The following is a 13023-nucleotide window of genomic DNA, read 5'->3' on the forward strand; positions in this document are numbered from 1 at the left end:
TTCCGTTTCCTCCTGGTCAAGCTGTGCGTCGGGGCGGGAGAATCGGCGGCGCCGCTGTACAGAATGCCCACCGGAGGACGGAGCCGCGATGCCCCCCGCCCAGTCCCCGAGCTCCCCCGGCTCGCCCAACTCCCCCGCCCCGCCGGGCGCTTCGGCCGCCCCCGGGACGGGCGGCGGGAACGACTCGATCGACGCGCTGGACGGCCGGCTGATCCGGCTGCTCGCCGAGGAGCCCCGGATCGGGGTGCTGGAGTGCTCGCGCCGGCTCCAGGTCGCCCGGGGCACCGTGCAGGCCCGGCTGGACCGGTTGCAGGCCAAGGGGGTGATCGGCGGCTTCGGCCCGGAGGTCGACCCGGCGGCGCTCGGCTACCCGGTGACGGCCTTCGCCACCCTGGAGATCTCCCAGGGCCAGGGCGCCGACGTCCGGACGCACCTGGCGAACGTGCCGGAGGTGCTGGAACTGCACACCATCACCGGGGCCGGGGACATGATGGTGCGGATCGTGGCCCGCTCCAACGCCGATCTGCAACGGGTGATCGACCGGGTGGTGGGCTTCGACGGGATCGTCCGCTCGGCGACCGCGATCGCGCTGGAGAACCCGGTGCCGTACCGCATCCTGCCGCTGGTGGACCAGGCCGCCGCCGAGTAGGGCCCGCGCGACGGCAGAGGCCTCCGCCCCCGTCAGCAGCTGGGGACGCCGCCGCCGCTCTTCAGCGCCTCCAGCGCCGAGACCGCCTCGCCGAGCGTACCGACCGGTACCAGGCGCAGCGTCTTGGGCGTGTTGACCTTGGCGTCCGTGCACTCGTCCTTGGGCAGCAGGAACACCGTCGCGCCGTCCCGGGCGGCCGCCTGGGTCTTGAGCGGGACGCCGCCGACCGCGCCGACGACGCCCTGGTCGTCGATGGTGCCGGTGCCCGCGATCGTGAGCCCGCCGGTGAGGTCGCCGCCCTTGCCGTCGCCGGCGAGCTTGTCGATGATGCCCAGCGCCAGCATCTGCCCGGCGCTCGGGCCGCCGACGTCACCCAGGTCGACCTTCACCTTGACCTGGTCCGGCGAGAGGTGGAGGTAGCCGAGCGCGGCGGCGGTGGCGCTGTTCTGCGACTCGGCCATCTGCTGGGCGGTCTGCTCCTCGGCCTTGGCCGGGTTGCCCGGCGGGTAGACCGTGTCGGTCGGGCGCACCGCCTCGTCCTGGTCGAACCAGGCCTGGAGCGCGCGCCAGAAGGTGGTCTTCTCCCCCGGGTTGGTGGCCGAGATGGTGACCATCCGCAGCTCGCCCTCGGTGGTGCGCAGCGGCGCCCCGGTCACGGTGAGGACCGGCTTGTCCTTGTACGTGCCGAGGGTGTCCGCGGTCAGGCCCGGCCAGGTCAGCGTGTACGGCAGCGGGACGAAGGCGGCCACGCCGAACAGCGCGGCGACCAGCACCCCGCAGAGCGTGAGCACGCGGGTCCGCGGGGAGGTGAGGGCCTTGGGCAGCTTGGTGTCGGACACAAGGGGAATCCAAACACACCGGGGCCCGTGCCGGCCTACCGCAGCGCGTCGGCCACCTCGGTCGCCGCCTCCACCACCCGGGGGCCGACCCGCTCGGGGACCAGCCCGTTCAGCATCACCACGCCGACGCTGCCCTCGATGCCGCTCAGTCCGATCAGCGCGGCGGCCGCGCCGCAGGCCCCGGACTGCTCCTCCGCACGGGTGATGACGAACCCCTGCTCCGGCCGGCGCTGGCTGGGGAAGGTGCGCGCCTCCAGGATGGCCCGGCCGGCCGCGCTCTCGCCGAGCGGGTGGCGCAGCCCGGTGCGGTAGGCGACGTGGAAGTCGGTCCAGCTCGGCTCGACCACGGCGACGGCCAGCGCCTCGTTGCCGTCCACCAGGGTGAGGTGGGCGGTGGCGCCGAGGTCCTCGGCCAGGCTGCGCAGGGCCGGCAGCGCGGCCTCGCGCAGCAGCGGGTGCACCCGGTGGGCCAGGCGCAGGACGCCCAGGCCGACCCGGGCGCGGCCGCCGATGTCCCGGCGGACCAGGCCGTGCTGTTCCAGGGTGGCCAGCAGCCGGTAGACGACGGTGCGGTTGACGGCCAGTCGGGCGGCCAGCTCGGTGACGGTGAGCCCGCGCTCGGAGTCGGCGAGGAGTTTGAGGACCCGGACGCCACGGTCCAGGGTCTGGGAGGTCTCGGCAGTCACGACGGGCATCCTTTCCGCGGCGCTCGCGGGGCAGGCGGCGCCGGACCGGGTTCGGTGTCGCGCGCAGGTGGGGTGGCCGCGCTCGGACCGCTCGCGGTGTCGTCCTTGACGTGCGTGCGGTCCTGCGGCGCCCGTCCTGTGGGGGTTGCCCGGTGGAAGAGCGTGGGGGAAAGGTAGTGAAGGAAATGTCGCGACGGAAGTGGTTGTCCAAAATTCGGGCGTGATCGACTTCAACAGCGCGACGGAACCGGGACAAATGCCCGCATTTCTCCGGGCCCGCCGGCGCGCGGGTCCGGCCGCGCTCCGGAGTCCGGACACGCGGGAACGGAGCGGCCGGCCCGCGGCCGCGCGCCGTGCCGTTCCCGCGCCTGATTCCGCGGCTGACTCCAAGCCCGTTTCCGAGCCCGTTCCCGAACCCGCCTGCCCGGCCCGCCTGCCCGCCTGCCCGCCGCGGCTACTTCGCCCACTCGCGGATCTTGGCGATCCGCGCCTTCAGCTGGTTGGCCGTGGCCTGCGCGGTCAGCGGGCCGCCGCACTGGCGGCGCAGCTCGTTGTGGACGGTGCCGTGCGGCTGGTCGGTGCGGTGGTGCCAGGCGGCCACCAGCGCGTTCAGCTCCTTGCGCAGCTCCCGGAGTTCCTGGTGGGTGACGACCGGCCGCTGCTCGGCCGGCAGCTCCAGCAGGTCGGCCTCCTCGGCGGGCTTGCCCTTGCTGCGCTGGATCTGCCGGTGCTGGCGCTTCTGCAGCAGCATCTGCACCTGGTCCGGCTCCAGCAGGCCCGGGATGCCGAGGTAGTCGTCCTCCTCCTCGCTCCCCGGGTGGGCCTGCATGCCGAACTCCATGGAGTTGTACAGCACCCGGTCGAAGACCGCGTCGGAGCCGATCGCCTCGTAGGAGAACTCGTCGCCGCCCGCGCCGTCCGGCCCGTCGTTGGCCCGCTCGGCCTCGGCGAGCAGCCGGTCCTCCTCGTCGAAGAGGCCCTCGCCCTCCTTCTTCGGCCGGTCCAGCACGTGGTCGCGCTGGACCTCCATCTCGTTGGCGAAGCCGAGCAGCGTCGGGATGGTGGGCAGGAACACCGAGGCGGTCTCGCCGCGCTTGCGGGCTCGCACGAAGCGGCCGACGGCCTGGGCGAAGAACAGCGGGGTGGAGATCGAGGTGGCGTACACCCCGACGCACAGCCGGGGCACGTCGACGCCTTCGGACACCATCCGGACCGCGACCATCCAGCGCGAGTCCCCGGCCGCGTAGTCGGAGATCCGCTGGGAGGCCTCGGTCTCGTCGGAGAGCACCACGGTGGCCTTCTCGCCGGAGATCTCGCGCAGGATCTTGGCGTAGGCGCGCGCGGTGTTCTGGTCGGTGGCGATGACCAGCCCGCCGGCGTCCGGGATCGCCTTGCGGACCTCGGACAGCCGCCGGTCGGCAGCCTGCAGCACGGACGGGATCCACTCGCCCTGCGGGGCCAGCGCGGTGCGCCAGGCCTGGGCGATCAGGTCCTTGGTCATCGGCTCGCCGAGCCGGGCCTCCAGCTCGTCACCGGACTTGGTGCGCCAGCGCATGTTGCCGCTGTAGCTGAGGAAGATCACCGGGCGGACGACGTGGTCGGCGAGCGCGTGCCCGTAGCCGTAGGTGTAGTCGGCGACGGACTTGCGGATGCCGTCGCCGCCGGCCTCGTACTGGACGAACGGGATCGGGTTGGTGTCGGAGCGGAACGGCGTCCCGGTCAGCGCCAGCCGGCGGGTGGCCGGCTCGAAGGCCTCGAAGCAGGCCTCGCCCCAGGACTTGGAGTCGCCGGCGTGGTGGATCTCGTCCATGATCACGAGGGTCTTGCGCGCCTCGGTCCGGTTGCGGTGCAGCATCGGGTTGACCCCGACGCCCGCGTAGGTGACCACGATGCCGTGGTAGTCCCGGGAGAGCGGGCCGGAGGAGTAGGCCGGGTCGAGCCGGATGCCTATCCGCGCGGCGGCCTCGGCCCACTGCTTCTTCAGGTGCTCGGTCGGCGCGATGACGGTCACCTGCTGCACCAGGTGGTTGTGCAGCAGGTACGAGGCCAGGGTGAGCGCGAAGGTGGTCTTACCGGCGCCCGGGGTGGCGACCGCGAGGAAGTCGCGCGGCTGCGTCTCGATGTACCTGTCCAGCGCGCCCTGCTGCCAGGCCCGCAGCTTGCCCGCGGTGCCCCAGGGGGCGCGGCCGGGGAAGGCCGGCGAGAGGTGGTGCGAGGCGGCGGACGCGGCGGGTCCGGCGCCCCGGGCGGGCGCCTGCGGCTCCGGCACGTCGGAGAACAGCGGCATCGAGGAGGCGGCGGCAGTACTCACGGTCTCCGAGGGGGGATCATCGCAGGTCAGGGGCGGTTTCTCAGCCCCGCCCCGCGGAAGGGCGGCGATCGGACAACCCGCCCAGCGTACCGGCCCGGCGCCGTCGGGGCGGCCAGGCGAGGCTCCGCGCCGGGCCCGGGCGGCCGGAAATCGACGTGACCCGGATCACATCCGATCGATTCCGAAACCGAGTAATCACGGCCGGTCCCGGGACTCTCACCAGGGTGAGGCCGCCCCAACCCTCCCCCTTGTCGACCGGCCTCACACCGACCCGAAGGGACTCGCCGTGCACACCGCCGCCGAAGAGACCGTCCAGGCCCGTCTGATCCTCTCGCTGCACCGCTCCGTCCGGCTGCGGGTGCTCCTGAGCTACCTGCCGGAGGACCCGCTCGCCGTCCGGATGGCCTTTCCCGCCGAGTTCTCGCTGGACGAACCGGCGGACGGCGGCGCGGGCTCGGACGGCGCCGACGACATCGTCTGGGTCTTCGCCCGCCAGCTGCTCTCGGCCGGCCTGGAGCTGCCGGCCGGCGTCGGCGACGTCCACGTCCGGCCCGCGGTCGGCCGGCGCACCATGGTCGAGCTGCGGGCGCCGGAGGGCACCGCGCTGCTCCAGTTCGACACCACCGACCTGCGCCGCTTCCTGTGGCGCAGCCGGCTGCTCGTCCCCGAGGGCGAGGAGCACCTGCACCTGGACGCCGACCGCGCGCTCGCCGAGCTGCTCGGCTGAGCGGCGCGCGGGGCCGGCGTCCGGGGGCGTCAGCGCGCTTCCGGCCGTCACCCGGGTCCGGGGCCCGGGGCGCCTCAGCCCGACAGCCTGCGCATCAGCCGGACGCCCTGCGCCGGCGTCAGGTGCGGCAGGTACGCCTTGCCGATCGCCCTGGTGATGCTCGGCAGCGCGGCGGGGTCGGGGTAGGCCATGTACATCGGCCGGTACTCCGGCTGGAACTTCGCCTTGAACGCGAGCAGCGAGCGGAAGCCGTACACCGGCTCCAGCACCCGTCCCATCCAGTCCAGCATCCGCTGCAGGCCGGAGGGCTCCTCGTCCTGCCCGGAGCGGGCCAGCGGCGCGCCGGACAGCGACAGGAAGCGCGCGCCCTCCTCCTTGAAGCCCAGCGCGGCCGAGGCGATCAGGAACTCGTTGACGCCGCGGAAGCCGTCCGAGCGCCGGCGCATGAAGTCCAGCGTCCAGCCGACCGGCACGCCGTTCTCGTACACCGGCATCCAGCTGGTCAGGCCGTGCACGACACGCTGCTCGTCCACCGCGATCAGCACCCGCACGTCCGGGTCGTCCAGCTCCTCCAGTCCGCCGAGCGTGAAGCCCATCTCGGGCAGGCCCTTCTCGGAGACCCACTCCTCGGAGATCGCCCGGATCTGGTCCCGCAGCGCGCGCGGCGCCTCGTGGTGGGACCACCACTCGGCGGTGATGCCCTGCTTGCCGGCCTTGTTCAGCGCGGTCCGGATGTCCTGCCACTTGCGGCCGGTGAAGGCCAGCTCGGGCAGCGCCACCACGGTGTCCTCGGCGACCTGCACCGAGCGCCAGCCGAGCTGCGCGGCGGCCTCCCGGGTCTGCGGGGAGACGCTGTAGAAGCACGGGGTCCAGCCGCGCTGGTCGCAGAACCGGGCGAACCCGGCCACCGCCCGGGCCCGGGCCTCCGGCGCGCCGAACGGGTCGCCGGTGGTCAGCGCCACCGTGTTGTGCACCCGGTAGGCGACGGCCGCCCGGCCCTCCTCGTCGAACCAGTAGTGGTTGCCGTCCCAGGTGGTGATGAAGGACAGCGTCCCGCCGCCGTACGCGGTGAGCAGCGCCCTGGCCCGGGCGGCCGCCTCCGCGTCGGTGTGCAGCACCGGCCGGCGGAAGGCCAGCAGCAGCGCGGTCAGCGCGACCACCCAGAAGGCCAGCCCGCAGTACGTCTCCAGGAACAGCGCCACCGGGCCGACCGCGATCGGGTAGTCCGGCAGCAGGTCGTTGTAGGCGGGCGGCAGGAACTGCGCGGGCAGCCCGTGCAGTAGCCGGCGGATGTTCGCCCCCGGCTCGAACTGGTCGGCCGCGAGGCGCCCGAGCCCCACGTACGCGGCCGAGGCCGCCAGGGCGGCGCCGCCGAGCAGCGCGCCCAGCCGCAGCACCGCCCGGCCGGCCAGCCGCAGCCGGAAGCGCTGCCGGGTGGCCAGCAGCAGGCCGAGGGTGAGCAGCGGCAGCAGCAGCGCCTCGACGAAGTACTGGACCACGTCGCCGCTGACCGGGCCGGAGTCGAGGTACAGCCAGCCCAGCAACGCCGCCCAGAGCAGCTCGGTGGCGACGGTGATCCGCCAGGCGAGCCGCAGCCCCCGGCGCAGCCCCTCGGCCAGGACCAGCAGCAGCGCCGGGAACAGCGCGGCCATCAGCCGGCCCGGGGTGTCGAAGATCCGCTCGACGGCGTGCGCGCGGGCGCAGTCGTGCGCCGACAGCGCGCAGAAGTCGGCCACCTCCTCCGGGCTGAGCCGGTGCGAGAAGTACAGCTCGGAGAAGGTGTTGAACGGCCCGCTGGCGTTGTCGTACAGCGAGGCGATCAGCGGGCCGAGGGCGGCGGCGACCAGGCAGAGCGCCACCAGCACCCGGGTCTCGGAGTGCGAGGAGCGGTGGGTGCGCAGGTGCAGCCCGCCCCGGGCGAGCAGCGCGCCGGCGCCCAGCCCGACGAGCGCGGCGGCGCACCGCTGGACGCTCTGCAGGTGGCCCACGTACAGCGTCATGACCAGCGGGGCGAGCAGCACCAGCAGGTGCAGCCGGCGGCGCCAGAGCACGGTGAGCCGGTAGCCGAGCACCCCGGCCAGCGCGAACAGGCCGACACCGGGGCCAACCGAGGTCTGGTCGGCCACCGAGACGGTCCACTGCTCGCCGACCCGGGAGCCGACCGCGATCAGCCCGGTGCCGAGCAGGGTGCCCGCCAGCTGCCCGCCGACCAGCACCGCGAGCGTGCGCAGCCACCCGAGCCGGTGCTCGGCGGCCGGGCCGACCAGGACCAGCAGCAGGCTGGTGAACACGTACGAGCCCAGGCCGGAGCACCAGAACAGCGAGGTGAACGGCGTCCACCAGTGGCCCTCGGCGAGCGTGGGCACGCCGGCCCCGACCCGGTCGAGCAGCCGCTCGGACGGCCCGTGGGCCAGGCTGCCGGTGGCCGCGCCGAGCGCCCAGAGCCCGGCCAGCAGCACCAGGGTGAGCGGCGCCGAGCGCAGCCACACGCCGAACGTCCGGGTCGCCCGCCAGGCCCGCTGCGGGCGCGGCTCCGGCGTCCCGGCGACCGGCGCGCGGTCCGACGGCCACTCCTGCTCCTTGGCCGGCGCGGGGGCCGCGGGGAGCCGGATCACCGGATCAGCCCGGTCTGCTGGGAGAGCCAGGCCAGGTTCTGTTCGAAGGCCTGGCGGAACACGACCCAGCTGTGCCAGCCGGGGATGGTCTGGTAGCCGACCTTCATTCCGGCCGCCTGTGCCGCCGCATAGGCCTTCTCCTGCATGGGTCGGAAGTCCGGGTCGTTGGCGCCGACCACGAACATGCCTGCGGTGTCGGGGAACTTCTGCCGGGCCATGACGTGCACCGGGTCGACGGCGTCGAACGCGGCCTCGTCGCCGCCGAAGGCCTTGTCGACGGTCTCGCCGCGGTCGCCCAGGGTCGGCTCGTCCTGGCCGGAGATGTCCAGGAAGGTGCCGTAGACCCCCGGCGCGTTGACGGCCAGCTGGAGCGAGCAGGTGCCGCCGAGCGAGAGCCCGCCGATGGCGAAGGCGCCCCGGCCGGTGGCGGTCTGCAGGTTGTGGTGGATCCAGTCCGGGACGTCGGTGGCCAGGTAGGTGTGCGCCTTGGCGATCCGGGAGTCCATGCAGAGCGTGTTGGTGAACGGGCTGCCGGTGGGGTCGGCGACCACCACGATCGGGGCGAGGCCCTGGTGGTCGGCGGCGAAGGCGTCCAGGGTCTCCTGGATGGCCCCGGAGGTGATCCAGTCCACCGGGGCGCCGGGCTGGCCGGGCAGCAGCACCACGACGGGCAGCAGCGGCCGGGGGTTGGCCTGGTAGGCGGGCGGCAGGTAGACGTACCCGTCGCGGGCCGTGAAGCCGGACTTGGTGCCGGGGATGGTCACCGTGGAGAGGGTGCCCTTCGCGGGCAGGCCGGGCGGCGCGTGCCAGAGCTCCTCGACGGGCTTGCCTGGCGTGGCGGCGACGGTGCTGGCCACCTTGCCCGTGGTCAGCGCCTGGACCCCGGGCACCAGCATGGCCCGGGCGGTCGGGTACTGGTCGAAGCCCCGGTTGACCTGCGAGGCGGCCATCAGCAGCACCAGGACGGCGGCGCCGGTCGCCAGCAGCCGGCGGCGGACGGCGAGCAGCGGCGCGCGGAAGCAGACCAGGGATATCGCGGACAGCGCGACGGCTATCCAGCGCAGGACGAAGTCCGGGGTTCCCTCCGGGAAGGGGTGCCACCAGCCGTCGACGCCGAGCTTCACCAGGGCGGTGAGCGTTCCGGCCAGCATCAGGGCGCCGAAGAGGCGCGGGGCCCGCCAGCGTTCGTGGCGGGAGAACGCGAGCAGGACCAGCGACCCCCAGCCCGCGGCGAGCACGGCGTACGGGATCGGGCCGTGGGTGAGCGGCCAGTCGATCGGGTTCCAGCGGGTGGCGAGGGTCAGCGTGGTCATGCGGCTTTGCCCGGCCGGGTGGTGTCGGCCAGGAAGCCGTAGGCGACGACGTTGCCCTCGTAGCCGTGCTCGGCGCTGTACGCGCCGCCGCAGGTGATGACCCGCAGCTGAGCGTCGGCGGCCTGGCGGTAGACCCGGTCGTCCGGGAAGTCCTTTCGGTCGTGCACTTCGATGGCGTACAGCTGGTAGACGGCGACGGCGCCGTCCGCGCGGGCGATCTCGATCCGGTCTCCGCGCCGGAGCGCCCCCAGGTTGTAGAAGACGGCCGGGCCGGCCTTGTTGTCGACGTGCCCGGCCAGGATGGCGGTGCCGCGCTGCCCGGGGCTGGCTCCGCCGCGGTACCAGCCGGCCAGGTTGCGGTCCGCCTCGGGCGGGGCCTGGAGGTGGCCGTCGGGGTCGAGCCCGAGCGCGGTGACCGGGGCGTCCAGCCGGACGGCCGGGATGCGGATGCGGATGGGGTCGGAGGGGCCCAGCGGCGGGACGACGGAGACCGGGGCGAAGCCGGACAGCGTCTGCGTGCTGCCGGGGGCGGGCGGCAGCGCGCCCTGCCCGCCGTCGTGCAGCAGCCAGGCACCGAGCACCAGCGCGGCACCGGCCGCCAGGGTGCCCGGCCACGGGCTCCTGCTCTGCTGGACGCCCACGGGCGCTCCCCTCTACCGACGGATTCCCGATCCTGGGAGTTTCCTGGGAAACAATTCAATCGGATCGGACCTTAAAGCACGTCCACACGATGGGCGTAATGACACCCCCCGATCGGCAGGGCAACCGCCCGAATCCGTGCGCCCAGTGGGCATCCAGTGACGGAACGCGACGGCCGTTTCCCAGGTGACGGCGCCACCGGAACGCCTCGGTACGAGCTTCGACGGCGCGGGGGGTCGGTCCGGTTGCGTCAATCGGGCGATCGATGAAGACCGCCAGTGGCGCCTGGCCGACCGATCGAGCCCAGCTGCCATGCTGACCCGGTCACGGGTTCTATCACCCCACTTGTCCGACCGGATTTCCGCACGCCTGTACGCCTGCCGAACGCCTCATGAACGGAGTGACCATGGCCGCTCTCTCCCGCCGCACCCTGCTGGCCGCCGGTGCGGCCTCCGCCGCCACCCTGGCGACCGGCTGCGGAAGCAACAGCGCCGACAGCAAGAAGCCGATGATCGGCTCGGCCGTCCCTCCCACCGGCGCGGCCGTCGACCAGAGTGCCGGCCCCACGGACGCCGCCGAGCCGCAGGCCGTCCTGATCGGCGACGGCTCCACCTCCGACACCGGGGCCCAGCCCCACCAGCCCACCCCCGAGCGGCTCAAGGCCGGCGAACGGCCGCCGCAGTTCGTGGTCTTCTCCTGGGACGGCGCCGGCGAACTCGACAACGGCCTGTTCGCCCGCTTCCGCCGGCTGGCGCAGGAGCACAACGCCTCGATGACCTTCTTCCTCAGCGGCCTCTACCTGCTGCCCGAGTCCAAGAAGGACCTCTACCGCCCCCCGCAGCACAAGGTCGGCGCCTCCGAGATCGGCTACCTCACCGACCAGCACATCCACGACACCCTGGAGAACGTGCACGCGGCCTGGCTGGAGGGCCACGAGATCGGCACCCACTTCAACGGCCACTTCTGCGGCGCCACCGGCGTCGGCAAGTGGTCCCCGGAGGAGTGGGACAGCGAGATCCAGCAGGCCATGGACTTCGTGACGAACTGGCGCACCAACACCGGCTTCACCGACCTGCCGGCCCTGCCCTTCGACTACCGCAGGGAGCTGATCGGCAGCCGCACCCCCTGCCTGGAGGGCCAGCGCAACCTGCTGCCCACCGCGGTCAAGCGCGGCTGGCGCTACGACAGCAGCGGCAACGGCACCCAGGTGTGGCCGCAGAAGATCCAGGGCGGTGCGCTCTGGGACCTCCCGCTGCAGTCCATCCCCTTCCCCGGGCACACCTTCCAGGTGCTGTCGATGGACTACAACATCATGTACAACCAGTGCGGCCCCAACACCAAGGCCGACCCGGCGCTCTACCCGGGCTTCCAGGCCCAGGCCCGCGACTCCTACCTGCTGGGATTCGACCGCACCTACAACGGCAACCGGGCGCCGTACGTCATCGGCAACCACTTCGAGGAGTGGAACGGCGGCATCTACATGAACGCCGTCGAGGACGTGCTCCGGACGATCGCGGACAAGCCGGAGGTCCGGCTGGTCTCGTTCCGCCAACTGGTGGACTGGCTGGACGCCCAGGACCCGGCGGTGCTGCGCAAGCTCCAGGGCCTCGCCCCGGGCCAGGCGCCGACCGGCGGCTGGGAGGCCTTCCTCGGCACCCCCGGGGCACCGCCGGTGCCCTCCGCCGCCGCTGCCGGCTGACCCTCAGGACCTGGCCCGGACCCGGCCGGCGAGCAGCGCCCCCAGCAGCGCCACGCCGGCCATGGCCAGCAGGATCACCGCGAAGGCCCCGGGCGAGCCGGCGGCCCCGGGCGAGGCGGTGGCCCCGGCGCCCTCGTGGGCGGCGGCGAGCGAGCCGCCGCCCAGCACCGCGAACATCACCCCCGCCAGGCCCGTCAGCAGGACGTTGCCCAGCGCGTCGCTCATCTGCAGGGCCGCCGAGTTCACCCCGGCGTCCTCCGGCGCGGAGAGCTTCATCATCAGCACGCTGACGCTCGCGACCGTCAGTCCCATCCCGATGCCGCCGACGCCCCAGGCCACCGCCGCCACCCAGGCCGGCACCGCCGGGACCAGCACCAGCGCGGCGCCCGCGATCGCCACCGCGGTCAGCACGAACCCGCCCCGGATCATCGCCTCGCGGTAGCGCTCGGCTCCCGGCCGCCCCTGTAGCCAGGAGCCCAGCGCCCAGGTGAGCCCGCCGCTGGTCAGGGTGAGCCCCGACATCGTCGGCGAGAGGCCGCGCTCGGTGGTCATCATCAGCGGGACGAAGGCCTCGGCCCCGAGGAACGCCCCGGCCGCCAGTCCGCGCAGCAGGATCACCGCCGGCAGCCCCCGCCCGGCCCGCAGGGTCCGCTCGGGCAACAGCCCCAGGACGGCCGGCACCAGCAGCGCCGCCCCGACGATCCCGGGGAGCAGCCCGATCAGGTCGTGCCGCCCGCCCGCGTACTGCAGCAGGCCGGCACCGAGCGCCGCCATCGCGGCCAGCAGGGTGCGCCGGCGGTCGAAGTCCGAGCCCCTGGCCACCGGGTGCTCCCGCTCGGAGCGGGTCAGCGCGGGGCCCATCACGGCCAGCGGCAGCAGGATCAGCACCGGCACGGCCAGGAACACCCAGCGCCAGCCGAGGTGCTGGGTGATCGCGCCGGAGACCAGCGGCCCGATGATCGAGGGCAGCACCCAGGCCGAGGAGAAGGCCGCGAACACCGCCGGCCGCAGCCGCTCCGGGTAGGCCCGGCCGACCACCACGTACAGCGCGACGATCACCAGCCCGCCGCCCAGGCCCTGGATCGCCCGCCCGGCCACGAACACCCACATGCCCGGCGCCGTCCCGGCCACCACCAGGCCCACACCGAACACCGCGATGCCGGTGAACAGCGGCTGCATCGGCCCGCGCCGGTCGCACCACTGCCCGGAGACGACCAGCGCGAACAGCGTGGTGGTGAAGTAGCCGGAGAAGGCGAAGGCGTACAGCCCGATGCCGTTCAGCTGGCGGGCCGCGGTCGGCATCGCGGTGTTGACGGCGGTCGCCTCGAAGGCGATCACCAGGACCACCGACACGATCCCCAGCGTCAGAGCGCGGTAGCGGCCGCTGAGGACCCCGCCACCTGGGTCGAGTTCGGAGGGTATCGAGGCGGAGTCGACCGAGGTGGGGGAGGCAGTGGTCATACGTAACATCGTAAGGGCCGTCTGCCTTCATGACCCCTGACCCGAGTCGGTGACCAGCTAGGTCGCTGGGCCTAGGACCGGGGT

10 protein-coding genes are annotated in these 13023 nt (G+C 73.5%); 3 read left to right on the forward strand and 7 right to left on the reverse strand.

The features are described from left to right. Positions 1-88 precede the first annotated feature (88 nt). A complete protein-coding gene (locus tag AB0O82_RS30815; RefSeq protein WP_350881144.1) occupies positions 89-649 on the forward strand; it encodes an Lrp/AsnC family transcriptional regulator in 561 nt (186 codons plus the stop codon). A gap of 32 nt (positions 650-681) precedes the next feature. Here AB0O82_RS30815 and AB0O82_RS30820 read toward each other — a convergent pair whose 3' ends face one another. The 3 genes from AB0O82_RS30820 to AB0O82_RS30830 form a co-directional block, all read right to left on the reverse strand. Further along, positions 682-1488 carry a S16 family serine protease gene (locus AB0O82_RS30820; RefSeq protein ID WP_363587199.1) on the reverse strand — a complete coding sequence of 269 codons (807 nt, stop codon included), beginning with the start codon at positions 1486-1488 and terminating at the stop codon, positions 682-684. Between the two features lie 35 nt (positions 1489-1523). Then, on the reverse strand, positions 1524-2174 hold the full coding sequence (locus tag AB0O82_RS30825) for a helix-turn-helix domain-containing protein (RefSeq protein WP_350881140.1): 651 nt from the start codon (positions 2172-2174) through the stop codon (positions 1524-1526). A gap of 454 nt (positions 2175-2628) precedes the next feature. Then, the gene (locus tag AB0O82_RS30830; RefSeq protein WP_363587210.1) at positions 2629-4461 is read right to left on the reverse strand and encodes a DEAD/DEAH box helicase; all 1833 of its coding nucleotides are present in this window, start codon (positions 4459-4461) and stop codon (positions 2629-2631) included. 310 nt (positions 4462-4771) lie between these two features. On the opposite strand from AB0O82_RS30830, the gene AB0O82_RS30835 reads away from it, so the two are divergent. Further along, positions 4772-5212 (forward strand): SsgA family sporulation/cell division regulator, encoded by a 441-nt coding sequence (locus AB0O82_RS30835; RefSeq protein ID WP_350881138.1) that lies wholly within the window; start codon positions 4772-4774, stop codon positions 5210-5212. A 74-nt stretch (positions 5213-5286) separates the two neighbouring features. Here AB0O82_RS30835 and AB0O82_RS30840 read toward each other — a convergent pair whose 3' ends face one another. From AB0O82_RS30840 to AB0O82_RS30850, 3 genes are read right to left on the reverse strand one after another with little or no spacing between them, the layout of a single operon-like run. Next, complete coding sequence (locus AB0O82_RS30840; protein ID WP_363587200.1) at positions 5287-7827, reverse strand: phosphatidylglycerol lysyltransferase domain-containing protein; 2541 nt, start codon at positions 7825-7827, stop codon at positions 5287-5289. Beyond that, positions 7824-9140, reverse strand: a complete 1317-nt coding sequence (locus AB0O82_RS30845) for an alpha/beta hydrolase-fold protein (protein ID WP_363587201.1) — start codon at positions 9138-9140, stop codon at positions 7824-7826. Before AB0O82_RS30845 ends, AB0O82_RS30840 begins: the two co-directional genes overlap by 4 nt. Continuing rightward, positions 9137-9781: a class F sortase gene (locus AB0O82_RS30850; protein WP_363587202.1), complete on the reverse strand. Its 645-nt coding sequence runs from the start codon at positions 9779-9781 to the stop codon at positions 9137-9139. The genes AB0O82_RS30845 and AB0O82_RS30850 overlap by 4 nt, the downstream gene beginning before the upstream one ends. A 404-nt stretch (positions 9782-10185) precedes the next feature. On the opposite strand from AB0O82_RS30850, the gene AB0O82_RS30855 reads away from it, so the two are divergent. Next, on the forward strand, positions 10186-11478 hold the full coding sequence (locus AB0O82_RS30855) for a hypothetical protein (RefSeq protein WP_363587203.1): 1293 nt from the start codon (positions 10186-10188) through the stop codon (positions 11476-11478). A 3-nt stretch (positions 11479-11481) separates the two neighbouring features. On the opposite strand, the gene AB0O82_RS30860 is transcribed toward AB0O82_RS30855, so the two are convergent. Further along, positions 11482-12939: an MFS transporter gene (locus tag AB0O82_RS30860; protein WP_363587204.1), complete on the reverse strand. Its 1458-nt coding sequence runs from the start codon at positions 12937-12939 to the stop codon at positions 11482-11484. Positions 12940-13023: the final 84 nt, after the last annotated feature.

Origin of the sequence: Kitasatospora sp. NPDC088264, from assembly GCF_040685715.1 — a bacterium.
Lineage (GTDB): Bacteria > Actinomycetota > Actinomycetes > Streptomycetales > Streptomycetaceae > Kitasatospora.